At 45.0% G+C, this 26,372-nt stretch carries 19 protein-coding genes and 1 pseudogene; 5 read left to right on the forward strand and 15 right to left on the reverse strand.

What is annotated here, in order from left to right:
• Positions 1 to 122: 122 nt before the first annotated feature.
• Entirely contained in the window at positions 123 to 1,226 is a 1,104-nt protein-coding gene (gene ald, locus M1L52_RS01375; protein WP_248613030.1) for an alanine dehydrogenase, read from the reverse strand.
• A 144-nt stretch (positions 1,227 to 1,370) separates the two neighbouring features.
• Here ald and M1L52_RS01380 point away from each other — a divergent pair, with 144 nt between their 5' ends.
• A complete protein-coding gene (locus M1L52_RS01380) occupies positions 1,371 to 2,327 on the forward strand; it encodes an alpha/beta hydrolase (RefSeq protein ID WP_248613031.1) in 957 nt (318 codons plus the stop codon).
• 540 nt (positions 2,328 to 2,867) lie between these two features.
• On the opposite strand, the gene M1L52_RS01385 is transcribed toward M1L52_RS01380, so the two are convergent.
• Positions 2,868 to 3,335 carry a hypothetical protein gene (locus M1L52_RS01385; protein WP_248613032.1) on the reverse strand — a complete coding sequence of 156 codons (468 nt, stop codon included), beginning with the start codon at positions 3,333 to 3,335 and terminating at the stop codon, positions 2,868 to 2,870.
• 270 nt (positions 3,336 to 3,605) lie between these two features.
• The gene (locus M1L52_RS01390) at positions 3,606 to 3,839 is read right to left on the reverse strand and encodes a hypothetical protein (protein WP_248613033.1); all 234 of its coding nucleotides are present in this window, start codon (positions 3,837 to 3,839) and stop codon (positions 3,606 to 3,608) included.
• An 859-nt stretch (positions 3,840 to 4,698) separates the two neighbouring features.
• Between M1L52_RS01390 and M1L52_RS01395 the strand changes: the two genes are divergently transcribed.
• Entirely contained in the window at positions 4,699 to 5,739 is a 1,041-nt protein-coding gene (locus tag M1L52_RS01395) for an IS110 family transposase (protein WP_248613034.1), read from the forward strand.
• 335 nt (positions 5,740 to 6,074) lie between these two features.
• On the opposite strand, the gene M1L52_RS01400 is transcribed toward M1L52_RS01395, so the two are convergent.
• On the reverse strand, positions 6,075 to 9,038 hold the full coding sequence (locus tag M1L52_RS01400) for a two-component regulator propeller domain-containing protein (RefSeq protein ID WP_248613035.1): 2,964 nt from the start codon (positions 9,036 to 9,038) through the stop codon (positions 6,075 to 6,077).
• 129 nt (positions 9,039 to 9,167) lie between these two features.
• Between M1L52_RS01400 and M1L52_RS01405 the strand changes: the two genes are divergently transcribed.
• The gene (locus M1L52_RS01405; RefSeq protein WP_248613036.1) at positions 9,168 to 14,519 is read left to right on the forward strand and encodes a GDSL-type esterase/lipase family protein; all 5,352 of its coding nucleotides are present in this window, start codon (positions 9,168 to 9,170) and stop codon (positions 14,517 to 14,519) included.
• A 174-nt stretch (positions 14,520 to 14,693) separates the two neighbouring features.
• On the opposite strand, the pseudogene M1L52_RS01410 reads toward M1L52_RS01405, so the two are convergent.
• A pseudogene (locus tag M1L52_RS01410) lies at positions 14,694 to 14,804 on the reverse strand (alanine dehydrogenase); the annotation flags it as partial.
• Positions 14,805 to 14,946: 142 nt separating this feature from the next.
• Here M1L52_RS01410 and M1L52_RS01415 point away from each other — a divergent pair.
• A complete protein-coding gene (locus M1L52_RS01415; RefSeq protein WP_248613037.1) occupies positions 14,947 to 15,681 on the forward strand; it encodes an MBL fold metallo-hydrolase in 735 nt (244 codons plus the stop codon).
• Between the two features lie 2 nt (positions 15,682 to 15,683).
• Positions 15,684 to 16,640: an alpha/beta hydrolase gene (locus M1L52_RS01420; protein WP_248613038.1), complete on the forward strand. Its 957-nt coding sequence runs from the start codon at positions 15,684 to 15,686 to the stop codon at positions 16,638 to 16,640.
• Here the strand turns inward: M1L52_RS01420 and M1L52_RS01425 are convergent.
• From M1L52_RS01425 to M1L52_RS01470, 10 genes are all read right to left on the reverse strand, one after another.
• Positions 16,599 to 17,564 carry a hypothetical protein gene (locus tag M1L52_RS01425; protein ID WP_248613039.1) on the reverse strand — a complete coding sequence of 322 codons (966 nt, stop codon included), beginning with the start codon at positions 17,562 to 17,564 and terminating at the stop codon, positions 16,599 to 16,601. The genes M1L52_RS01420 and M1L52_RS01425 overlap by 42 nt on opposite strands.
• A 31-nt stretch (positions 17,565 to 17,595) precedes the next feature.
• Positions 17,596 to 18,138, reverse strand: coding sequence for a hypothetical protein (locus M1L52_RS01430; RefSeq protein ID WP_248613040.1), 543 nt, complete (start codon positions 18,136 to 18,138; stop codon positions 17,596 to 17,598).
• 20 nt (positions 18,139 to 18,158) lie between these two features.
• Positions 18,159 to 18,626: a hypothetical protein gene (locus M1L52_RS01435; RefSeq protein ID WP_248613041.1), complete on the reverse strand. Its 468-nt coding sequence runs from the start codon at positions 18,624 to 18,626 to the stop codon at positions 18,159 to 18,161.
• Positions 18,627 to 18,640: 14 nt separating this feature from the next.
• Positions 18,641 to 19,210 carry a leucine-rich repeat protein gene (locus tag M1L52_RS01440; protein WP_248613042.1) on the reverse strand — a complete coding sequence of 190 codons (570 nt, stop codon included), beginning with the start codon at positions 19,208 to 19,210 and terminating at the stop codon, positions 18,641 to 18,643.
• 150 nt (positions 19,211 to 19,360) lie between these two features.
• The gene (locus M1L52_RS01445; protein WP_248613043.1) at positions 19,361 to 20,548 is read right to left on the reverse strand and encodes a WG repeat-containing protein; all 1,188 of its coding nucleotides are present in this window, start codon (positions 20,546 to 20,548) and stop codon (positions 19,361 to 19,363) included.
• Between the two features lie 164 nt (positions 20,549 to 20,712).
• Positions 20,713 to 21,768, reverse strand: coding sequence for a hypothetical protein (locus M1L52_RS01450; RefSeq protein WP_248613044.1), 1,056 nt, complete (start codon positions 21,766 to 21,768; stop codon positions 20,713 to 20,715).
• A gap of 290 nt (positions 21,769 to 22,058) precedes the next feature.
• Positions 22,059 to 23,291, reverse strand: coding sequence for an ADP-ribosylglycohydrolase family protein (locus M1L52_RS01455; RefSeq protein ID WP_248613045.1), 1,233 nt, complete (start codon positions 23,289 to 23,291; stop codon positions 22,059 to 22,061).
• A gap of 40 nt (positions 23,292 to 23,331) precedes the next feature.
• Positions 23,332 to 24,261: an ADP-ribosylglycohydrolase family protein gene (locus M1L52_RS01460; protein WP_248613046.1), complete on the reverse strand. Its 930-nt coding sequence runs from the start codon at positions 24,259 to 24,261 to the stop codon at positions 23,332 to 23,334.
• Between the two features lie 207 nt (positions 24,262 to 24,468).
• On the reverse strand, positions 24,469 to 25,029 hold the full coding sequence (locus M1L52_RS01465) for a hypothetical protein (protein ID WP_248613047.1): 561 nt from the start codon (positions 25,027 to 25,029) through the stop codon (positions 24,469 to 24,471).
• Positions 25,030 to 25,174: 145 nt separating this feature from the next.
• Positions 25,175 to 26,371: a WG repeat-containing protein gene (locus M1L52_RS01470; RefSeq protein ID WP_248613048.1), complete on the reverse strand. Its 1,197-nt coding sequence runs from the start codon at positions 26,369 to 26,371 to the stop codon at positions 25,175 to 25,177.
• Position 26,372 lies beyond the last annotated feature (1 nt).

A 26,372-nucleotide genomic window follows, 5' to 3' on the forward strand; every position in this document is an offset into this window, starting at 1 on the left:
GCTTGTTTTTCTTTTCATTCATGCGCACCTGCCCCACCCTTCCGAGCCGAAGGATGGGGCAGGAAATATCAGAGCGGGCTAATCAATCATTTTGTCTAACGCAACAAAAGACCCTGCATATATTACTCAAAAGGAGTGTATGGAAGCCCGAACACATCGGCTACGGCCTTGTAAACAACGTGTCCTTCCACAATGTTCAGTCCCTTTGCCAAGGCACTATCTTCCTTGCATGCCTTTTGCCACCCCTTGTCTGCCAGTGCTATGGCATAGCGAAGCGTTGCATTTGTAAGTGCCAGCGTTGAGGTATTAGGAACAGCCCCAGGAATATTTGCCACGCAATAGTGCACGATGCCCTGTTCTGTATAAACAGGATCGCTATGTGTCGTTGGATGCGACGTCTCGAAACATCCTCCCTGGTCGATAGCCACATCTACCAGCACCGTTCCCGGCTCCATCAGCGACAGCATATCCCTTGTAATAAGGTGTGGCGTCTTGTCGCCAGGCACCAACACACTGCCAACGACAATATCTACCGTTGGCAACATCTGGCGTATATTATGCTCAGACGAGTAGAGAGTATGCACGTTAGCAGGTGTCTCAATATCAAGCTGACGCAGACGAGGCAGAGAAATGTCCGTTATCGTGACGTCAGCACCAAGACCTGCAGCCATGCGTGCGGCAGCCTCACCAACAACGCCTCCACCCAGCACCAATACCTTAGCTGGACTAACTCCAGGCACTCCACTTATGAGCTTGCCCTTGCCACCTTTCGTCTTCTGCAGATAGTAGGCACCATTCAGCGTGGCCATGCGTCCTGCCACCTCACTCATGGGCTGCAGCAATGGCAGTGAACCATTAGGCAGCTGTACCGTTTCATATGCCAGACACACCGCTCCACTCTTCAACATGGCATCAGTCAGCTCTTTCTCACATGCGAAATGGAAATAAGTAAAGAGCAGCTGTCCCTTGCGCACCAGCTCATACTCCGGTTCTATGGGCTCCTTCACCTTTACAATCATGTCGCACTCGCGATACACCGCCTCTATTGTTGGCAGTATGCGGGCACCCGCCTTCACATAGTCATCATCAGAGAACCCGCTACCCTCTCCTGCCGTGTGCTGCACGCTCACTTCATGTCCGTGACGAACCAGTTCTGCCACTCCCGCAGGTGTCATGCCCACGCGGTTCTCATTGTTCTTAATCTCTTTTGGAATTCCTACTTTCATAATCTTAGCTTTTAGTTAAACAATAGTTATTTGCTATTTATGCCGCAAATTTACGAAAAGTCTATTTAAGAACAAAACAAATACGTATGTTTTTTCATTCGAAAAATAATTACTATTTTTGCAGCATAATTAAAAAGAATAACGATGAAGAAAATCTTGTGGATATTATGTGCGGTGGTCACGCTAATCATTGTGACGGTGATTGGCGACAGCTTCTATATGCTCGACTACTCACTGGCACCCGACAGTAACAGAACGGACAGAGACTCTTGCTTCAGACAGCAGTTCAGAGAATATCCTGAGAGCAAAGAGTGGGTGGACAGCCTACAGACGAAGAATGCCCTGCGCGACACGTTTGTAGTGATGCCTTCAGGCGAGCGCCATCATGCGTTCTTTGTCAATAGGGGCAGCAAGCGTACGGCAATAGTTGTTCACGGCTGGCGCGACTGTGCCATCAAGTATTTCTGGCTGGCACGCATCTATGAGCACGAGCTTGGCTACAACGTTATTTTACCTGAGCTCCACGGATGTGGCGAGAGCGAGGGTGAGGCGATTCAGATGGGATGGAAAGACCGCCTGGACGTGAAACACTGGATGGAGATTTTCAAGTCAGACACGATGGTAGTGCATGGCGTATCTATGGGCGCCGCCACCACAATGATGCTTTCAGGCGAAGAGATGCCCACAGACATCAAGTCCCTTCGTTTCGTAGAGGACTGTGGCTACACCAGCGTTTGGGACGAGTTCTCAGGACAGCTGAAGGAACAGTTCGGACTGCCGGAGTTCCCTTTGATGTACACCACGAGCCTACTCTGCAAGCTACGCTACGGCTGGAGCTTTGAAGAGGCATCGGCACTGAAGCAGGTGAAGAAATGCCATTATCCCATGATGTTCATTCACGGCAATGCCGACACGTTCGTCCCCACATGGATGGTACATCCCCTCTATAAAGCGAAGAACGACAAAAAAGGCATCTGGGTTGTAGAAGGTGCCGGTCACGCCCAGTCTTATCGAGTCCACAAGAAGAGGTACATCGCAGCCCTCCGCCTATTCCACGAGTCACAATTTAACCAGCAAGACGATAGTACTGAACATGATTGAACCGCACATTTCCATGACACAAGAGGGTCGGTTCCGGTGTGCACTCTGCTCCCTGAGGCTCCGTTAGAGATGTCAGCGACCAGTCCCTCTGCCATTTGTCCCTGCTGTCTTCTGCTGTCTTTTTTGCTACAATTATACTTTCTCTATCTTTCGATTGAGGTGTCGATGTACCTGTCCCTGCGTCATGAATGAAGTAATAGAAAAACTGAGGACATAACCTTGTGGGCTATGTCCTCATATGGGGGTCAGAAAGGTCCAGCTTGAATTATTGCTATGAAAACAAATTTTCGCGCCCTCTGACGACATCCTGACGATGCAAAGGTAGGAAATGTTTCTGAAAGTTCCAAATTTTCAAGAAACAATTTATCAATTATTGGCCAAAATATGTCAATCGGCCACCTTTATAAATCAAATTTTTACATAAAAAGAATCCCCAATTTTTCAAGATTATCGACCGAATGGCGAAACAGGTAGTCCAGTAAAAAAGAAGCGAGTGACCATCAGCAAACAGGTGGCCAATCGTTTCTTTATGTGTCGATGCTATTCCGCATTCCTTCGCACAGGATTGGCGAACAATTCATCCAGCTCCTTTCTCTTGCTCTTGGTGAAGTCCGTTTCCTCACACTTTGATTCCACATACTCCATTCCCAGCATTTCGATATCGCCTGGTACCATGCCATAGGCACGCATAAGCCTCCGGCTTTCTTCCGGAGTGAACTTCTGCACCTTCTTCAGCCAGTCTTTGTGAGGACTCTCTTCCGAGAAGCCGTAATGCTTGAAGGTGTAGCGCCCTTTCAGTTCCATCAGTTCGTCATACAATGACTTGCAGCGCATGAGCAGCAAGGAGTCGCCTTGTACGTCCACAACTTCCTGTACTTGCTCTTGAACTTGTTGAGGCTCAGCGACAGGTTCTTGCTGGGAGTCTGTTATCGCAGACACCACAGCAAAGACTAAAGATACTGCGAGCCAGATGCCGACAACCCAAAGGATAATCCTTTTTGCTTTCATAATCAAAAAAAACGTATTAGTTGAAAATTTGCTGCAAAGGTACGAAAATAATCAATAAAGCCTCAACGATAGCGATAATTTCTTGTGTTTTACGGGAATAACACCCCGTATTTCACTTGTCTGCTGAACTCATGCGTTCACTTGTTTAATCAAACAAAAAAATCTTTGCGCCTTGTTTGTTCCGTAATTTTGCGGTGTAATCAAAAAAACCGCAATCACAAACAAGAATGGGATAAATCGGAACCGTCCCCATTTTGTGCCCATTTTGTGTTATTCGCTGTCGGTTCCCAAAAGGGGAACACTGAGCTCCCAGTAAGGGAATATTTTGAAAGTGACGTTTCCTGATTTTTGTTGACTATAAACGAAAAGTGCCCCATCCCTCCCGTCGGATGGTGCTGAGCCCTTTAAATAAAGGGATTCTTCGATTTTCATCTCTCCCTTCATCCCTCCCGTCATCTCCACCCCCATTCCTCCCAAAAGGACAAAAACCTTAAATACCCTCACTTAAGTATGTGTCGGACTTTCAGTCCTTACAAGATACGAGGTGAATATTTTTCCTTGTGTGCAAGCACCCAGATAAAAATATCCGCATCGCATCTTTGTCTCTTCAGAGACATCACATACTGAAGTGAGCAAAAACATCGATTGTTATCACAATCTAAAAAACAGGAGGAACATCATCTTTGAAGGCATCATGGAGATATGGGAGGGATGAAAAAAATCCCTCCCGTGCTCAAACCCTTTATACAAAGGCGATACAAGCGGTGATGGGAGGGATGAGGGATTTTTTTGCAAGACCTGCAAATCTGCAAAACATCAGCCTTATTTTTGAAGATTCTTGTCAAACATGTTGCAATTCTTATTAAACTATACCATAGCTTAAACACTGGTGCAGTACAGTTCTGACTGTACTATTTTACAAAGTCGACGACTTTGGTGACCAAACTCGTCGACTTTGGTCGCCAAACTCGACGAGTTTGGTTTTCAGCTTAATCTGAATCGGATTAAGAAACTGTCGGTAATGAATCACTAAATAGTCAGAACTACATTTTGTGACGGATACTTTCACTCGGAAGAGGACGTGTCATAATTAACCACAACGGATTTCACTCTAAGTTTGCAGCGTCTAAGAAAAATATTGTATAAATCTTGCTTAGTAAGGTCAGGTTCCCTACCTTTGTTGTAAGAAGGAGGAACCGGCCTGCTGGAGAGGGAAACTCTGGATTTCACAGGGACAAGCCCATGATCTGTATCAGTCCTCCCAGCCACGTTGCAAGCTCTGATAGAATGATAACGGCTTCGAGCCTATTTAGAGTGTAGAGTCAATGCAACTATGCCGATTCCTATAAAACGATACAAAGGTATGAAAAAAATCTTTATCGGCATCGATTTCTCCAAAGAAAAGTTTGATGCAACGGTCATAAAGGCCGAGGGAGTCGAGGAACGTGCAGAGAGACAGCACGAGGTGTTTGACAATAAGGTGAGTGGTTTCCGTCGCCTGCTTAGATGGGTGAAGTCCGTTGTGGACGAGCAGGACACTGGACTCTGGCTGTTCTGCGGAGAGAACACTGGCGGTTACAGCAGGGCACTATGCAACTATCTCTACGGAAGTGGTTATGACATGTGGTTGGAAAATGCCCTGAGCATCAAGCGCAGCTCTGCCCTGCAGCGTACGAAAAGCGACAAGGCCGATGCAGGCATTATTGCAGAGTATGCCATGCGCAACTACGACCAGATGCGCCTGTACAAGCCTCTGGACAAGAATCTGGAGCGTCTTCGTGAAGTATTTCTCTATAGGCATAATCTGGTCAAACTAAAGGCGAGCATGACAGTGCGCAAGGGTGAGAAGAAACAGACACAGGAGAAGTCCGACATCAGCCGTTTCATGGCTATGAGCAGCAAACATCTCATCAGTGAGTTTAACAAGAAAATAGCAGAATGCGATATGAGAATAGAAAAGATTATAAGTGAGGATGAGGAGCTGCGCAGGAACTTCGAGATCATCACTTCTGTTCCTGGAGTAGGCACACAGAACGCCGTTTGCCTGATGGTCTATACAGACAACTTCAGCCGCTTTGACTTCGATTCTCGAAAGATAGCCTGCTACTACGGAGTAGCACCCTTTGGCCGACAGTCTGGCACAAGTGTAAACACGCCGCCACATGTAAGCCCATTTGCAAACAAGCTCATCAAGGCACTGCTCACACAGGCTGCATTGGCATCCATCCACTTTTGTCCTCAGATGGCCATATACTACCATAGGCTTGTCGAAGTTGGCAAGAAGAAGCCCGTTGCCGTGAATAACGTAAAGAACAAACTATTACATGTCATTACGGCTATGGTAAGGAATGGAGAAAAATACAACCCAGATTATGACTATCATGCAGCGCTTGAGGCTGCATGAAGTCGGGAGTGTTAAAAATATAGTTAAAACAGAAAAAATATTAGGAATTTAACATAGAATGCGGATTAAACGGATTTTCTAAGTTACTGATTATCAGTAGGGCTTAAATCCGTAAAATCCGCGAAATCCGTTGTGGTTAATTAAATCTTGTGTTTTGACACACCCTCTTCTCTCGTTTATTCGCACATTGGCTTCGCCGCGCTCGGCATCCCGAAGGGTGACGCTTGCAACCAACGGGACGCAAGAAGATACTCACTCTCGAAAAAGCTCAAAATTCTTTGGTGTCGATGTACTGTCCCTGCGTCACAAAAGGGGTGTTATCGACAAGAAATTCTTCACTTCCCACTCTCAACCCTGCTGCGAAAGACCTTTGGGGATATACCAAACTTCTTTTTGAAGGAATTATAAAAATGGGTAGGATTACGATACCCTGATTTCAGCATCACCTCTTCAATGGTGGCATCTGTCTCGCGCAGCAGACGAGCGGCATATTCCAGACGAGCATTATGCAGATGCTGAACAGGGGTCTGACCTGTTAGATCCTTCACCCTCTTGTAAAACTGAGTCCTTCCAAGATTCATCAACGTTGCCCACTGCTCAACGGAGAAGTTTTCTTTCCCTATATGAGCGGTCAAAGTGGCATTCATTAGATCAAGGAACTTTTTATCCTTTACATCCGTAAGGATTTCTTTCTTTTCTGCTCCCACCTCTTGTGCAGTGACAAGAGGTGGCTCTAAGGCTTTCCGAACACGTTCTAACAGCACCTTTCCACTGAACGGCTTTACAATATAGTCTGTAGCGCCCGAACGTAAGCTCCGCAGTTGATGGGCGTCATCACTATAGGAAGATAAATGGATAATAGGAAGGGATGGAGAGGTTTCATGCAGACTACGCGTTACATCGCATCCGTTCTTTTCATTGCCCGATATATCAATTATTACCAATGAAGGCTGATGCGTAGCAACCAACACTTCGCACTCTTCTAACTGACTATTACCAATAATATGGAAATAAGAGTTGAGGATGTCCGTGAGATGAGTCAGGTTGTCTTCGTCATCCTCTATGATTAACAATGTTAGATTGTTTATTGGTGGTGGAGCCATTTCACGATATTCTGCCTCTTCTGCATGAATGCCAGACACTATCTGCCGAAAGCGTTGCTCTGTTTCTTTATTCATTGCATCTGTTTCAGCCTTTAACTGCATCTCTATATCATTCAACTTGTGGAATTGGCGTATCATATCCATTAATCCAAGCATACGTTTTGAGCCACGGCGGAGGCTCTGCACTGTTGTCTTAGAAGTTCCACCGACCTGCACATTCTCTGATGCTCCCAAAAGCACATTGACAGGATTACGCAATTCATGCTCTATACGGTCATAGAAATCTTTCTGAAAGGCTGACACCCTGCGCTCTACATCAATCTGCCTACTAAGGCGCATGATTCGCAACACAGCCGTAAAAACAAGTGCAAACGTCAATATATAAAATGCCCAAGCCCACCAAGAATTCCACCAAGGCAGAAGAATTGTAAATTCATATTTCGTCTCTTCTCCCCATTGTCCCATGCCGTTGTTGGAGCGTACACGGAAGACATATCGTCCCGGAGGCAAATTGCGATAAACAGCAGCGTGATCTTTTGTAGGCGAACACCATCCCGAATCAAGACCCTCAAGGTAGTATTGATAAAGTACACTGGAAAGCGTGGAATACTGGAAATTAGAGAAATAGAAGATTAAGTTATGTTCTCTATAAGAAAAATCTTTCTTCTCTAATGTTGCATCACAGCCATTAACCATCAGGGCTGTAATAGAAGTCTGAGGAAAAATGCTATTCGCAGCATTTATCTCTGGTTCAATTTCTATGATTCCATCGTGTGTTCCAAGTATCAGCAAACCGTTAGACATACATACTGCAGCACGTTCGTCAAAAACATTCGTCAACAAACTTGATGAAAACCAATGACTACGCATGTCACCAGACTTGGGATTAAAGGACAACAAACCATCTTCTGTGCCCGTCCAAATATTACCCTTCTTATCTCCCATTATACAATATATGTTATTATTGGGAAGTCCATTGCTCATAGTGTATGTTTTCGTTGTCATTTTTCCTCCAGAAAATCTGCATTTGAACAACCCCCTACCGATACTTCCAGCCCAAATATTTCCATCAGCATCTCTAAAGAGACAGACAAAGAAGCCTTCTTGCACACCATGTGCCCCACTCTTCTGACCATTATTCTCAAACACGTAGATAGAATCTTCAGCGGCAATCCACCATCGACCTTCTTTGTCTTGTATGATATCGTGGCAATTCTTTCCTTTCAACATGGTCTTTACTCCATCCGCAGCAACTCTTGATACACCGCCTTGGAGCATAGCAACCCATATATTGCCGTGAGCATCTTCCCGTATTCTGTATATATGAGATGATGGCAAACCTTCAACGTGTCTATCATCAACCCATAAGCCTCCACCACGAGTACCTTTCCACAGACGTCCCCGACTATCTTTTAGAATAGAGTACACTCTATTAGGTGTACGTCCAACATATTTAACAATATGACTCTGAGTATCATATTCGTATAGCTCACCCATCTGATTACCAATAAGCAAACGGCTTTCACCTATAGCACCGATACTCCTTACATGATTACTGTCATATATAGGAGAGTTAGCTACCAAAAGCTGGTGCCTGTAGTTCAGCATATTCTTCCTTACGCAAACAACGCCATGATTGTCTGCCGCCAACCATATTCCACCAGTTCTATCTACAAAAAGATACGTAAGATAAGGAAAATCTGTCATCTCACCACCAACATGTGACAGTTCACCTGTAAGTTTATCATACAGATACAAACCATTGCCATAGGTGGAAACCGCCTCAGTCTGAGCATCAACATCTGCCACGTGAAAATGATCATTATGGGTATAGGCAATTACCTCCGGGGAAATCATCTGCCAAGATTGTCGGCTTCCATTTCTACCCCTGCGTTCCAATCTTCCATTTCCCATTCTAAACCATTCTGCATCACGAGTTTTCAATACTTCTGACCTGATACTTACACGCCTTACACTGTCGTCTATCTGAGTTATGCGATAACCATCATAACGCGACAGACCGTTGGATGTCTCTATCCACACATAACCAATACTATCCTGCCATACTCGGTTTACGACATTTGTAGGAAGACCGTCTGACGTTGATATGCGCTGGATAGTCAAGTCATAATGACGAGCATCGCAGACAAAAACCACGAAAAACAAGCATACACATGTCAGAATCATTCTCTTCATGGCGCAAATATAACGATTATTTTTCAAAAGTGAACAAAAACATTGGTAAAAACAACATTTTTGTTGTAAAAACATCGAAGATACCACGTACTTTTGCATCAGAAACTACAAAACCAACGAATAAAAGCTATGAAAAGATTAAGTATGACATTTATGTTGCTCCTGACAATGCTTATCAGCGTTTGCGCAGATGTAAAAGTAGTATTTACTGGAGATGGTATTACTGATGGAGCTTGGGGACGCAGTAAGGGGGTTGCAAAACCTGTTAGTGAGCGTAACCGCGGTGACTTGAACCACCACTTGGGCGATGGATACGTGTTCCTGTGCGGAGCATGGTATCAGAGCCAGTACCCTACTCTGGGCATCAACATTCAGAACCGCGGCATCATAGGCAACACCCTCGATGACCTATATGCACGTTGGCAAGACAACATTCTGAGTCTGAATCCAGACGTTATCTCAGTGCTCATTGGTAGTCAGGATATTGATAACTATATAGGTACAGACATGAGCGAAAGTTTTAACTTTGACGCTTGGCAAGAAAAGTACCGTACAATGCTGACTGCAGCACGTACAGCCAATGCCAATGTAAAGTTGGTACTGTGCGCTCCTTACTGCGGAGCAATTGCAAGCAACTACACTACACGAAAAGATTTGCTAATGCAACTGGCTACGAAGGTGCAGGCTCTGGCTACAGAATTCAGTGCCGTTTATGTTCCTTTCAACGAGATTGCAGAAGTAGAACCAACAGCAGGTAACTTCTTCTGGGACGGCACTCTGCCCACAGCAGCAGGTCAGTATGAGATGTTCAAGAAATGGGTTAGCGTTGCAGATGGATATGTCATTGGTAACACGACACCAAAGACCATTGGTCCTGCAAAGACACAAGACAGCAAAGGCAAACGCCGCATACTCTATATTGGTGACTCTATCACTGATGCCGGCTGGGGACTGGCAGGCGGCTCGGCACTGAATACCAACCAAAGAGACCTGACAGCTCTTGATCATATCATGGGTCACGGCTATGCCATGCTATGCGCAGGATGGTATCAGACCGTCTATCCGGAGGTAAACTACGAGGTCATTAACCGAGGTATATCTGGAAACACACTTGCAAACCTTGCAAGCCGTTGGGAAACGGATGTCATAGCAAACAGTCCTGACGTACTCTCTATACTTATTGGAACAAATGACATTGACCAATGGCTGAAGGGCGACAAGGCAACGGCCTTCAATTATGATGCCTGGGAGGCACAATACCGCGCACTTATCAATAAGGTGAAGGCGGACAATCCCCTCGTTCAGATTGCATTGGGCACTCCTTTCGTGGGCAGCCGTTCGTCCGAATACGAAACTCGCAGCACGATGGTGGCAAACCTCGCCGCTCGAGTAAGGACGATTGCCACTAGCCTCGGTTGCACCCTAATCCCCTACGACGAGTTGTTTGCAGAACTGACAAGCGACCAACCCAACACTGCCTACTGGATATGGGACGGAATACATCCCTCACCAGCAGGTCATTACATGATGCACCAACTGTGGTTAGAGAAGGCAGGAGCGCTTGTATTTGAAGATGCAATGCCTGAGCAGAGCACCGAATTGCAGACTGGTGGACAGTTCATGGACTTATTACTACCAATGGAGGGCAGTGTTGCTGCTACCGAAAGTGACTGGGGTACTACGGCCGGCGAGGAGACCAATCCTAAATATGCCGGCACATGGGAAGGAACTTTAGGTCGCTTGAAGGACAATGGCATCGAGGACACTGAACGCTCATACTGGGGTGCCAACATCATCAAGGGCAACGATGGCAAATATCACATGTACGTAGCAGGCTGGCCCTCGGCTACTTGCGGTCACATGCAGTGGTCCAGCAAGTCGATGGTTTACCATGTAACCAGCGATAACGTCTGGGGACCTTACACTTACGTTAGTACTTTGGGAACAGGTCATAACCCCGAAATCTACAAGACAGGCGACACTTACGTCATCTATAAGATAGAACCGCTGGGATACTACAAGTCCACTACATTGGGTGATGCGTGGGAGACAGGTGAATACACATTCGACTTGCGCGACCGTGCACTCATTGCAGGCGAAAACCGTGAGACGAGCCTCAGCAACTGCTCATTTGCAAAGCGTGAAGATGGCTCGTTTGTGATGATAGACAGAGGCGGCGGCATCTGGGTGAGTCGTGACGGACTGATCGACCCTTGGCACCAGATTTCCACCAGTTCGGTATATCTAAACAGCACAGTCACAAACCGTGGCACACTTGAAGACCCTGTCATCTGGCGCGACCACCTGCAGTATCACATGATTGTGAATGACTGGAAAGCCCGCTACGCCTACTACTACCGCTCTAAGGACGGGCTCCACTGGGTGATGGAGAGCGGAAAAGCATATACCGGACAAGATCCGTTTGCCAAGCACAGCGATGGAACCGTGGAAAAATGGCATAAATATGAACGTCCTCGCGTCTATCAGGATGAATTAGGACGCGCCATCCGCATGAATTTTGCCGTAATAGACTGCGTGAAGCAAAGCGACGTGGCAGGCGACAGCCACTCATCGAAGAATATCAACATGCCTATCACGCGCCAACTACAGCTTGAGGTGCAGGGCAATACCCCTATCACCTCTTCTACTACCAGCATCCGGGTACTCGTAAAGGCAGAAGACGGCTTCAACCCACGTACAGACCTAAACCTCAATTCGCTGAAGTTCGGCGCACACAACAAAGTAAACTTCGGCAATGGTCTCAGTTACAGTTCATCTGAAAACAGCGGTACCAGCGACCTCATCATCACCTTCACAGGTGTGACAGGACAGAGCGGTATCACCGAAGGTGAATGGGCGCCGAAGATGTTGGGACTGAAGGACGATGGCAGCATCGCCTTTGGCTATGCTAAGATGCCAGGCATCGATTACAAACCTGCTTTGCTCTCGGCTGTTACACCAACCTTTACAGCCGATGGAACAGTACAGACAGTTAGTGTGACAAACTACGGACAGTTGGCTGCTACAGCAACAACAGTACGCATCTATGCTCCTAATGGCACTACACTCTTGGCCCACGGCACTACCTCAGCACTCGCTGCATACGGCAATGAAACCGTCAACATGACTAAGGATGCTGCAGCCGGTGCCGGATACAAGGCCATCATCGTACGCTTCTACAATGGTGAGACTCTGCTGAATGAGGAAAAAATTGCTCTGACGGCTATCAACGCTGCGCAAACGGCCTTGCAGAACGTCATCGATGAAGCTGAGACATTCTATGCCGACGAGACACTGACCGAAGGAAAAACCGGCCTGAGGACAGCCATTGACAATGCGAAGTCTATGGTGACATGCTATAACACAGCATCACTCACCGAACAGCAGACCGCCCTGAGCACAGCGCTCAACACCTATAAGTATGCCAATGCATCTCCCACAAACGGACTCGCTATCACAATTCCAAATGCTACTATGGAGGACCTCTCTGAATGGACCCTCACCCGCAAGGATGCCGACAATACTCCTGGCTGGAAAACTAATACCAAAGGTGCCAGCCATGAAGGTTTCGACGGCAACTTCATGGAATACTGGGTTAATCAGGCAAGTGCCCTCGGCTATGCCAACCGTGCCAGCCAGACACTGCCCGACATGCCTGCTGGTCGCTATCGTCTGCGTGCACAGGTCATTGCCACCCGTCAAAATAGTAACGATGCCGTGACAGGTGTAACCCTCTACGCCAACGGCGAGCGCACTACCTGCGCCACTGCCAAAGACGGCACGCCACAGGAATTTATGGTGGAGATAAATATGGCTGAGGAAGGCACATTGGAAATTGGCATTGACGTTGCTGCTACAACCACAGCCAACTGGGTGGCATGGGACAACGTCTCACTGAAATACTTCGGCAATCAGGAAGGTGAAATCGTTGAAGAAGAAGTTGAACCGCTCACATTCGACCAACAGAAGGTCTATCGCATCAAGTGGTATGACCATGGAAGCTACTCGAAACTCTACTGGCAATCGCCAAAATATGACACCACTGGCAATACTACAATTCACCGCACGGCAAATGAGGCTGAAGCGGCAAAGTTCATCATCCGCAGCGTAGAGAATTCCACAGGTAAATTCTACCTTTACGATGTTGTAAGCCAACAGTATGTGATACCTTCCGGTAATAGCAGCAACGGAACGGCATGGACATGGTCGGCTAAAACTCTTGGCAAGACAGCCATTACCGAGAGTGGAGAAGCCTTCACCATCAGCAGCACAGCGGAAGGTTATGCCAATGCTTACGCCAACGACAACAACGACGGTGATGTGAAAAACTATGGCAGCGGTTCAAAATGGGCAATTGAGGAGGCTGGAGAGAACACGGCTACTTTCGGCATCGCACCGCAGGCTGTCTATCGGTTGACACATCACAACCCGAACCGCTATCGTTACCTTGCGTCCGAACCTTCAAACGAAGGATATCTGCTCACCACCAATACTGATAGTGAAAAAGGAGAGTATTCACTGCTGCCGGTCAGCGGACAAGAGGGATATTACTACATATATAATAAGGATGGCTACTTCGTTACTCCTTCCACTGGCAACTGGTCCCTTTCCAAAACCACGCCAGCTGCTGTCAAAGTCGCAATAAACACTGAATACATGGAAGACTATCTCAACAGTCATACTACTACCGATGTCACCTTCATGTTGGGTGAAGCCAACCAACATGCTAATGCTCAGAAAATCAACGATGTGGAACTGGTGAAAGCATACGCCGACCACCCCCTTGACAAGGGCAACAACTGGGTGCTGGAACCTGTAGCAAATGCTACGGCGACAATATCTCTCAATGCTATTACCAGCAACATAGATAATCTTATCGCATCAGCAACTGCTGAAGACATCGACATGACCTACACTGTTCCTGCGGCAACATTAGGCTATCAGACATTTGTTGCTGATTGCGCCCTTGATTTCACCGATTCTTCCATTAAGGCTTATATCGCAACAAATGTAAACAATGACAAGGTATATCTTCAACAAGTAACGAAAGCACCTGCTGGTACAGGCATCTTATTGAAAGGCACAGAGGCTGAAACCATTCCCGTTCTCACGACAAACGATGCCGAAGATGTAAATGGAAACCTACTGCGTGCAGGTGACGGGACAACTATAAGCAAGGAAGATGGTTACAACAAATATGTACTGGCTGCAGATGACGGCAATACCTCCGTAAGCTTTTACCTCATCAACAACACTCCTGCCACAATTGCAAAAGGAAAAGCCTATCTTAAAGTTCCTGTTTCGCAAAGCAATAATGCAAGACGAGTAACCTTCTCATTTTGGGATGATGTGACAGGTATAAAGCCTGTCAGCAGCTCCACGCCAACCACAGACTCCTATTACAACATGGCAGGGCAGCGAGTAATTAACCCATCACACGGACTATATATCAAAAACGGAAAGAAAATCTATATAAAATAAACATCATGAAAAATAACAGAAAAACATATATATCACCCAAGGCAACAGTCATCGGCATCAAAACAAACCCTCTGCTTTCTGGAAGCAACTACATTAAGACCGCCGACAAAGAATACGACGGGCGTGTCGTCCTTTCACGTGAAAGCCAATTCTCAGATTGGGAAGAAGAAAGTAGTGAAGAGTGAAGAATTCATGTCCGTGACGAACCAGTTCTGCTACTCCCGCAGGTGTCATGCCCACGCGGTTCTCATTGTTCTTAATCTCTTTTGGAATTCCTACTTTCATAATCTTAGCTTTTAGTTAAACGATATACTGCCGCAAAGATATATCATATTTTCATTAATTCCAAATTTCAGAGCATGAGTTTTTGTGGTTTAGAAAATATTATGTAAGTTTGCGGCGGAAACCCATAACAAATGATAGAGATATGAGAAAGGTGATTACATGTTTGCTTGCTTTACTGGGGCTGACTACAGCCTGTGGCCAGGGGGATTTTGAGGTGGATGTGTTCAAGACGAAGAACGGTAAGACGGTGAAGTTCCACGCGCTGATGCATTCGTGCATAAGGATAGAATATGACGGCAAGGAGATTCAGATTGATCCTGTTTCTAAGTTAAGGGATAAGGTTATCAATTATGCAGCAATGCCCAAGGCAGACTATATCTTCGTAACCCATGAGCATGGTGACCATTATGATGCAGCAGCGCTGAAGGTACTGACAGGTGACAAGACACAACTGGTAATGAACCAGCGTTGCGCTGAGATGTACGGCTCAGGCATCATTATGACAAACGGCCAGTTCAAGGCCCTTGATGACATAAAGGTTGAAGCCGTTCCTGCATACAACACAACGGAAGGCCATCTGCAGTTTCATCCCAAAGGACGTGACAATGGTTATATCCTGACGCTCGACGGACTACGTATCTATATCGCTGGTGATACGGAAGATATTCCTGAGATGGCATCTTTCAAGGATATTGACATCGCCTTCCTGCCATGCAACCAGCCTTACACAATGACAGTGGAACAATTGTTACGCGCTGCCAAGACCATCAAACCCAAGGTACTGTTCCCTTATCACTATGGACAGACGGATGTGAAGGATATTCCTTTACAGTTGCAGGGTGAGGGTATCGACGTGAGAATCCGACATTACGAATAACGATGAAGAAAATCTTGTGGATATTAGGTGTGGTGGTGACGCTGATCATTGCGACTATGATTGGCGGCAGCTTCTATATGCTCGACTACTCACTGGCACCCGACAGTAACAGAACGGACAGAGACTCTTGCTTCAGACAGCAGTTCAGAGAATATCCTGAGAGCAAAGAGTGGGTGGACAGCCTACAGACGAAGAATGCCCTGCGCGACACGTTTGTAGTGATGCCTTCAGGTGAGCGCCATCATGCGTTCTTTGTCAATAGGGGCAGCAAGCGTACGGCAATAGTTGTTCACGGCTGGCGCGACTGTGCCATCAAGTATTTCTGGCTGGCACGCATCTATGAGCACGAGCTTGGCTACAACGTTATTTTACCTGAGCTCCACGGATGTGGCGAGAGCGAGGGCGAGGCAATACAGATGGGATGGAAAGACCGCCTGGACGTGAAACACTGGATGGAGATTTTCAAGTCAGACACGATGGTAGTGCATGGCGTATCTATGGGCGCCGCCACCACGATGATGCTTTCAGGCGAACAGATGCCCACAGACATCAAGTCCCTTCGTTTCGTAGAGGACTGTGGCTACACCAGCGTTTGGGACGAGTTCTCAGGACAGCTGAAGGAACAGTTCGGACTGCCGGAGTTCCCTTTGATGTACACCACGAGCCTACTCTGCAAGCTACGCTACGGCTGGAGCTTTGAAGAGGCATCGGCACTGAAGCAGGTGAAGAAATGCCATTATCCCATGATGTTCATTCACGGCAATGCCGACACGTTCGTCCCCACATGGATGGTACATCCCCTCTATGAAGCAAAGAACGACAAAAAAGGCATCTGGGTTGTAGAAGGTGCCGGTCATGCCCAGTCTTATCGAGCCCACAAGAAGAGGTACATCGCAGCCCTCCGTCTATTTCACGAGTCACAATTTAACCAGCAAGTCGACAGTAGCGGACATGATTGAACCGCACATGGTTCCTGCACTTGCCGGCAAGCCATCCTTTTCCAGGACAATCATAATGGTATACTTTGGTTCGTCCGTAGGGAAAAAGCCGCACATCTCCATGCGTCGTTTGTTTCCTTTCACCAGAAATGTACGACAACAAGCTGCTACTTTTGTATGCTCACTCCCAGCTTTTCTACAAACGCCATGAGCGACAGCATTTGCCATTCCTTCCTGTAACATCTTAATCTTGTCGTAGTCCTCTATCTGATCATTAACAACGATGGTTTCGCCTTCTTCTGTTACAAGCTTTACCATTCGTCCGCCATTAGCTACCGCATTATAAAATGTCAACATCCCAATTGCACTATTTGGCATATCAGCCAAATATTCTGCAACCTTGTCGTCCATTCTTTCTCCTGTCATCTCCTGAGCAATTTCCTTAGCTATAGCAAAGGCCACTTGCGAACGATAACACAATGCATCATCCAATGTTATTTCGCCATAACCGCCTCGAGACCAATTGTGGTCCCTGACATCCTTGTAGATTCCACACCCTGTGTCAATAACATCATCTGGTACGAATAGTCCTGTTGACAATAAAGCGAGACATGTTGGTCCTGCCATCATGACACTTTGTTCTTCGTTGTATGTATCTTCAGTAGGAGTGAATCGCTTGCCATTTCTTTCTAAAGACACATGTGCTTTTATTGCACCCGTTGCTGATTCAACAACACACACAACACCTTTGGTACAACTGCGATCAGTCATTTTCTCTTGCAACAGTTCTCCGACAGCAGTCTCCAAGGCTTCATCCATTGTTTTTACAGGCATTGACAATTCTGGTTTACTTTCAGCTGTTAACGCATCATCCAGGAACTGTTGGTCAGTGCAACCGACAAGCGCCATTACTGAGGTAACTAATACGAATTGAATCTTTTTCATATGCTACAAATTTTGTTCACTATATACTTGTTTATATCTTCCCCATTCTAACGATTCTTTCAGCCTCTTTGCGCATCTTATCCAGTACTCTATAGTTCTCATCTATGTTTCTGAACTTGACCACAACCTTGGCGTTCTGGTCAATAAATCCATAGATCTCTATCTCTTCGTCATCTGTCATACCGAAGCCGTCCTCGTCCATATAATAGCGACCATCAGGATTGAGTTGCCAACTGACTTCAGCCACACCGTTCTTGAATTCACGTATGAAAGAAGGAAAATGGAAAGAGAGTGCCTTGGCTCTTCCCTGTACTTTTTCGGGAAGAACTTTCAGAGAATCCCAGTCAATATCCTCTTCAGTCACGGTAACCAAAAGCTGGTCTTTATCAATGAACTCGTAAGCGCACTTCGTATTATGATTAATGAGATAGCGTGGTTTCCACCATCCCCACATACTTTCATAAGTGACCGACATTCCTTCACCTAAGTCACTGGTCTTATATAAGCCATGTTTATAATCTTCTGTATTGAGCAATTCATACAGTTTCTTCTCCTCACCCATAATCAATGACATTTAAAGTTATACCCAACGTTTTATTTTCGTTCCAACTGTTTCATCTCATCCACGAGCCTCATGGAAGTATTCCATCCCCAGCCGTCTCTCTCCATTTTCCTACATATACTATAGACACGTTCCAAAGTCTTATTTTCCTCCTCTGTTCTTTCTTTGGAGGGAATGCGCAGGAGCCTCTGGTAATAGGCAATTGCACTTTGCACGTTTCTCATCTCGTCCATGTCCTTTTCCAAGGCTTTTATCTTGGTAGAGTCAAACTTCTCTGGATTGTTAAGGCATGTATCATACCTTTCTTGATATTGCCGATAGGTCAGTTCCGCATCAGCCGCCACTCTCTCCAAATAGCCATCGGTACGGTTCTCCCATATCTCCCACTTTTCCGTTTTGCTTTCTGGCTGTTCTTTGTTCCCACATTGTCCTGCTACCAGCCAAATAATCGCAAGTATAGCCAACAACACTACAACATAAGTTTTCTTCGTTCTCTTCATAGTCTTTTCGATTTTTAATTAGATAATAATGATGTCTTTACCTTATCGTGCAGCTCTTCTGGTAGCATACTCTTGTACCACATCTCTGAACCAGCTGGCACAAATATGGACTGCAAGGCATCTAAATCAAATGCATCTGGCATAATCTTTGTGTCTGTGCCTTTAATGACTACGGTTTTCAAGCTTGGGCAGCAAGAAAAAGCACCTTTAATAGATTCCAATCCATATAAACCCTCAAAAACGCGTGATTCCACTATAGAGACTGATTCTGGTATGACAACAGACGTTAACCTAACACATTTGGCAAACAATCCATTCTTCATCACATTCAATGACGCTTTATCCACAAACCCACTCACATCACCATGCACCACTCTGAGTATCATTTTACTCCCTTTGGGCAAAGGACAATTTTCCCATCCTGACTGCGTAGGATTAGGTTCAATGTTCTTTAGAACATCAAAAAGACGATGCAACGTGTCAATTTCTTTTTGACAACTGCGTTCAAAGAAGTGAAACACTTTCCTTGTCTCTGGCCACACCTTGTCAAACGAGGTCTGCATGATAATATCTTTCAGTATCATAAATCGTTACTGTTTATTGATGTTCCCAAACATAACTAACTCATCATTGATACTTTTCACGCAAAAATTAAGCTTTTTATTCATTCCGCAAAATATTTCAGTGCTTTTTCGCGCTGTGTATCAAGTATTTAATTCAAGTCTCCGCCTTTTTTATTTTACTACTTCCCCTTTACCGTTCACAATCACCTTGTCGTAATCAGTTAAGGCACAAAGGTACATGTCATAGCCTATTGCCTCAATATCCTTATACAGAGGCATCGTCACTTTTTGGCCATCAGCCGTCATCAGTCCCTCATAGCCATCACCAGCCGTGTATGCTCGCAGACGAGCTGTTGCCTGCAGGTGGTAAGAAGACATCTCCACCATGTTATTGTCGTTGTCGCCATATTCTGCTGGCTCATATCTCATCTCTTCCTTCTCATACTCCAACATGCGTACGTCAGTAATGCAGAAGTCGTTCATCAGATCTCCTTGCAGCGTGTACATCCGCAGGGTGTGGTCAGGCATCGTCACGTTGATTGTGCCTTCATAAATCATCAGCGAGCACTCCATTAGTGGGAGCACATACTTCAAGTCCCTGTTGAGCACAGCCATCTCCCTACCCTTCTGCACGCGCCAAAGATTATATTCGGCATCGCGTTCAATCTCTTTAAACACCGTTGAGAGCACAATCTGTCCCTTTCTGTCCATCAGTCCATAGTGTTCCCCATCTTTCGCTTTTATCACACAATAGCCCCAATGGAACACGTAGTCTGACAGTCCAGGCACATACTTCATCCCACTGTCAATGACCACCTTTCCTGTGGTATCGATAAACTTCATGTAGCCACCAATATCCACACACGCCAGTCCTTCGGAGAATACACAGGCATGGTCATACTTCGGCTCAATCACCTGCTCGCCCGTGAACTTATTGAAATACCCCTGTTTCTTCCCATTGCTGAAGCACACCAGCGTGTCCTTGTCTCCTGGCTCAGTGATACACTGTATATCCTTCACCGTCTTCTTACCCTTCAGCGTGTTATACACATAGCCCTCGCCACTGCACGCCTCATGGTAGTACACATGCTCGCTGATGTAGTTCGCATAGCAGCATGACGGATCATAGCAATGCGCCTCCTTGTAGTACTCCTCATAATAGTACTCAACGGCTTCTGTTACCATCATTACCGCCCTTATCGCCATAATGACAGCCACACTTATAGCGAATAGTCCCCATACGCACTTGGCAAACTTGCCGTCTCTCTTGTAACCGAACAGCCCAAAGAACCATCCGAATGCCTGACACAGGCCTCTCCACATCACCGCGAAGAAAATTTTTGCTGAAACCTTTTTCATTTTTATATCGTTTATAATTTAGACAAATACATATATTCTTATGTCTGTTTATCTGTATATGATTAAAGAGTAAGACAAGTAACCATTTTCTATCAATAAAAAAAGAATGCCCCCCAAAAATTATTTTGGAGAGGCATCTTAATCTGTTATATGTAAAGACTTCGCTATTCGTCGTTTGGACTTTCTTTTTCTTCTTTCAGAACGATTATGCAGCCCTTTCTTACTAAAAGGAACTCATGATGTTCATATATTCCTTCTGATATAGGTTTGTCTTCACTATAGCATACCACATAGTCATATCCGTCATTGGTAAACCTATAAGTATTATTTTCTTTATCATAGATTCCGCCCTGTATCACAATGTCTGGCTGTCTTGACATATCATGAGTAGATTTCCATGATGCATACCTAAGAGTCCCTTTTTCATCTATCTGGTCAACACGTACAAGGTAGTTCTTTGTACGGAAGTAGCAGGCAAGCCTGTAATAGTTTACCAAAGACTTATGCAACCCCTTATGTGCCGATTCTCCTTTGTCAACGAACCCCTTTCCATTGAAATGATAAACTCTATACCTGTCACTGATGATAGGTATGGTTTCGTCAACGAACACGGTTTGGGGAATATACAGATTTTTATCTTTGACATCATACTCAAACAGCCAACCCCATCCTTCCCCATTAGTAGAATAGTACCAGTCCGAGATACGATAATTGATTTCCAATCCACATTCGTCAAGATCATCTCCTGCATCATATACACTGACATTCTTCAATGTATCGTGGTCAATCATGAATGCATCCATCCACATATAGCCGTCATTACTCGAAGCTCGATAACTTCTGGTGGTGATGTAATATATTGAACCATCATCTTTCTTGATAGAATGTACTGCTGACACCCAAGCTGGCTCACCTTCTCTAACACAGAAATCCTCAGTTACTGTCATACCTCCCTTGGCTCGGAACTCACAAACGACTGCATAAACTGGGCATGTGCCACCCCTTCCTGTGTCCCAACTGTAGAACTTCATGGCTCCATCCTCTGAAACACAAGTGAACACATCATCCTTATCTACAGTAATAGAGTCCAAGGATACACACAAAGAGTCTCCGTGCTCCGTTGCCATTTCCATTATTGGAGAAGCATTCTTATCCTTATTCTGGCATGAGCAGAACAATGTTAACAACATCAACGGCAATAGTTTTAACGTTCGCATCATGTTATTCGTATTTTAAAAAATACTAAAAATGGGGCTTCATATTCCTAATTCTTGTTAGATATTATCTCTTATTCTCTTTGTTTTTACCATATATACTGAAGTGTACGGAATGCTTCTTGCTCATGGTTTCTGCATCTTTAAGGACGACTTCCCTTGATGGATAGACGACTTCTTCTTTTTTGTCCATTCCCAAATTCTATCGATTTATATGGACGTTCACTCGAATTGTTTCTCGCGTACGAACTTAGTAATGAAGTCACGCTGTTCTGCAGTATCCGGAGCCTCCCTTTTCAAAGACTTGGGACAAGCCAAAACAGATGTTCCAGTTTTGATATCGCCTCATCAGAACTTATCTTATACAGTTCTCCCAGAAGACACCCTACAATGACTCCTGTGCGTCCAACACCTCCCCAACAATGAATATACACCTTTGCTTCAGAATTATTGCTGACTATCATGATGATGCGCTTCACCAGTTTACGAACATCGTCCATGCTCTTTGGCACAGAAACATCCTTAATTGGAAATCTCTGGTAGGATGCACCGTTATATAGCATGTCTTCATACGGTGCAAGTTCACCTTCCTCTGTCAAATCCACAAAATGGGTGATTCCAAAAGACTCAAACTGATGCAGTTTTATTACACTACTTTCTATATCCTTATTCCTAGGATATTCCCCTGCATATATCTGACTAGTTACCTGATAACTATTATCGATTGGCCTGCGGTTTCGGATTCTTTTCTCAAAATTCTCCATAGCACAACGAAGATCTGCAGGAAGATAGTGTTCAAAACGCTTAGCAAGAATGTCATCATCTTGGCTGTTCTTGGCTGCATAGATGGAACATGCTATCGCAGCTATTGTATCAGAGTCACCTCCAATAGAGACTGCATTACGGACACAATCCTCCAAGGAGTTACTTTCGAGAAAAGCGATGATAGCTTCTGGCACGCTACCCTGACGACTAACATCAAACTTATATTCTGGGCGAATCTCATCATGCGTCCTTTCCAATTTGTAGCCATACTTTCGGGGAATTGAGTCCCTGATTTCTCTTTTTGCCTCGTCAACATCTGCTGCTTCTCTACAGATATAAACACATTCTGCAACAGCCAAGGCACCATTTACTCCCTCCGGGTGATTATGGGTGACGATTGCCGTAGTCCTCACTAACTCCAATGCTTCCTCCAAGGAATTGGCATAGAGGGCTACGGGACTTACACGCATGGCAGAACCATTTCCCCAACTGTTGTATGGCTGGGGATCCTTTGATTGTAGCCATTCCCGGAACCTGCCACCATAGCCCGCTTTAAAATGCCCCCTACCTAATTTCTGCATACACTTTATCAGATGGCTCTTGCTGTGCGAAGGGTCTTCAAGAAGCCACTTCGCCACAGCAAGGGTCATCACGCTGTCATCGGTATAACGAGTGTCAGGCCTCTCTAAAGGGAAGTCCTTTGTCTTGACATTATTTCTTTCGTAGGCACTGCCTACAATATCTCCAAATACAGCTCCTATCATTTTATTACTCCTTCATCGTTTACAATAATACATATTATCCTTACTGGATTATCGACAAAAGTTTTTCGAATTCCCTCTTCAGGTCCTTATAGTTATTAAGTCCCTCAGTATATTCAGTAGGAATTGTGTCATATCCGAATCTTGCACCAAGAATTGCTCCAGCCGGGGCACCATTGGTATCTGCGTCACCTCCTTCGTTGACAATAGCAACCAAACCATTCGTAAAGTCCGTTGGATGCCATAATGCCCATAACGCTGCCGAAAGGGTTTTCAACGTATATCCTGTCTTGCCCCGTTCATCAAGTCGCAGAACACTAATATCAGGATTGGCGGCAAGCCTAACGTACTCTTCAATACTCTCATCGTACTTCTTTCCCATCTGCACGACTTCTTCCACACTCATTACATAATCATTATAGACAAGATTATGGATGACTAAAGAAACGATAACACAAGACCCGACACAGCGAGGGTCATAATGTGTCAGTCTGCATACATCTGCTGCCATTTCTTCCACATTGCCTTTCAGAACTCCCATTACAGATGTCCTCATTACTCCACCATTGCCTGCTAGACTCTTACCAGATTTCTCCCAAACAGATCTTGAAACCTCAAGAGGATCTGTCCTATAAAGTGGATTCCTCAGAACCGATGCCGTTTGTATACCTACATCAGCTGGACCATATTCAAGCCAACGTCGAAAGAACTGAGCAATGTCCATCAAGTCGAAATGACCCTCCTTGTTCAAAGACCACACAATGCATTCCATCATCTCGGTATCGTCTGTATAATCTCCTGGATGGATTTTACGCATAATGCTATACTTGATATCACTATAATGGCGAAGGCCATTGGGATATTTGGAAGCAACACCTTTATTATCAAGAAACTCTGCACCCATTCCCAACGCATCGCCGACTGCCTGGCCAAACAATGCACCGAACACTTTATCTTTTGTTCTATCATCCATAATTTTATCTATTTACATTTTAGTTACTTCTCCACGATAAATATCATCTGACATGTGGAGAATGACATCGTGGAGTTCCAAATCATCCTTGAATTTCTTGAGACTGGATTCCTTCAAAGGAGTCGATAAACTCTACTGGATACCCCAACGCATCACCAATGGCACCGCCAATGAATGAACCTCTGATTCTATCTTGTAATGTATTCATTATTCCTTACTTAATTCGTTAATCACTTTCTTTCGTTCCTTAAACACTTCTATCGACATAGGAGCTTTGCCTTCAGTTTCTGCCTTGTACTGGTAAAAAGCATTGAGCACGCGCATAATCTTATTAGTGTCATGACCATCTTCATGCCTATACCCCCTAATGGGAGGAGGTTCTATTCCCTTGTCAGCGGCATAGAACACCCAATAGGTGCAGAGGGCGATGTCTGTTCGATGAAGTCCCATGGCACAAGCAATATAAAAGTCGCCCTTGTCTATCTGTTCACAGAACTGAGGAAAGAGTTCCACCATCTGTGCTATCGTTCGAGCATGATTATCTAAAGGATAGTGAAAATATTCCAATCCGTGATACTGGCATAAATAGGGAAGCTTATCAGACTTATCCATTTCGCGGAGATCTATGATTGTCTTAACTCCCGCTTCCTTTATAGCCGGCCAAGCGTATGCCTGATGTCTCGATGACATTGTTCTGCCACGAACACCACCATAGACTGGTGCAATGTCAGGTATTTGGGTTCGCATAATGCGTTCTATGTTAATCATCTTACCGACCTCCTTTATTTTCTTTCGTGTATATATCTGATTACGTATTTCTTGTGTAAAAGTATAGTTTTTATTTCTAATCGCCAAATTTCCTTGCGCATATTTCACGAAAGAGCATTATTTTTCAAATCTTCTTCATTGATCACTATTTTACAACTTCCCCTTTACCATTCACAATAACCTTATCCCCATTCTTTGTAGAGCAGAGGTACAGGTCATGGTCAAGAGCTTGTATATCCCAATACAGAGGCATCGTCACCTTATGACCGTCTGCTGTCATCAGTCCTTCGAAGCCATCACCAGCAATGTATGCTCTGAGGCGTGCTGTTGCTTTAGGGTGATAGAACTCTGCCATTATTTCTACAACCTCTTTGCCTACCTCATTCACAGATTTCTTTCGACAAACCATCTCCTCTTCCTCATATTCCAACATGCGAACACTGCTAATGTAGAAGTCGTTAATGAGCGTTCCCTGCATGTCGTAATTGCGTATGCTATGATCCAACATTGTAACGTTGATGATACTGTCAGATATATACATAGAACTACATTCCATAAGCGGAACAATTGGCTTCAACTCATTATCCAGCACTCCATATTCCTCACCTTTCCGAACAAGCCAATACTTAAAGTCATTGGATGGGTAAATATAGCTGTATTCCATTGGAAGCAAAATATTACCTGAAGCATTCATCAATCCGCACTTTTCGCCGTCGTCCGTATCTACTACACAGTACCCGCCATGGAACACATACCCTTCCATATTGGGGATGTAAGGCATATTCTTGTCAATAACCACTTTGCCTGTTGCATCAATGAACTTAATTTGACCTCCATCATCTACTCTGGCAAGACCATCTGAGAATATCCAGGCATGGTCATATTTCGGTGCGACTACCACCTTACCTGTATTCTTGCTGAAATATCCTCGTTTCTTGCCATTGCTAAAGCAGATAAGAGAGTCTTTACCTGTCGGTTTGGCAATCCACGCTATGTGCTTTATTAGTTTCTCGCCTGTACGTTTGTTGTAGATATACCCCTTACCATCCTCCGTATTATGGAAGTAGATGTCACGATTGACATACTCAGAGTGATAGCAATATTCATCATCACAATAATGATTCCTGAAATATCGATTATAGGCACCCTCACCAAAGCAACAGAGCAAAGCCAATGCAAACAATGTCATGACTATGCTGCAACTTGTTGCGAACAATCCCCACACGCACTTGGCGAACTTGCCGTCTCTCTTGTAACCGAATAGCCCAAAGAACCATCCTAATGCCTGACACAGGCCTCTCCACATCACCGCGAAGAAAATTTTTGCTGAAATCTTTTTCATA

The organism is Prevotella sp. E13-27 (genome assembly GCF_023217965.1).
In the GTDB taxonomy this organism is placed as follows: Bacteria; Bacteroidota; Bacteroidia; order Bacteroidales; family Bacteroidaceae; genus Prevotella.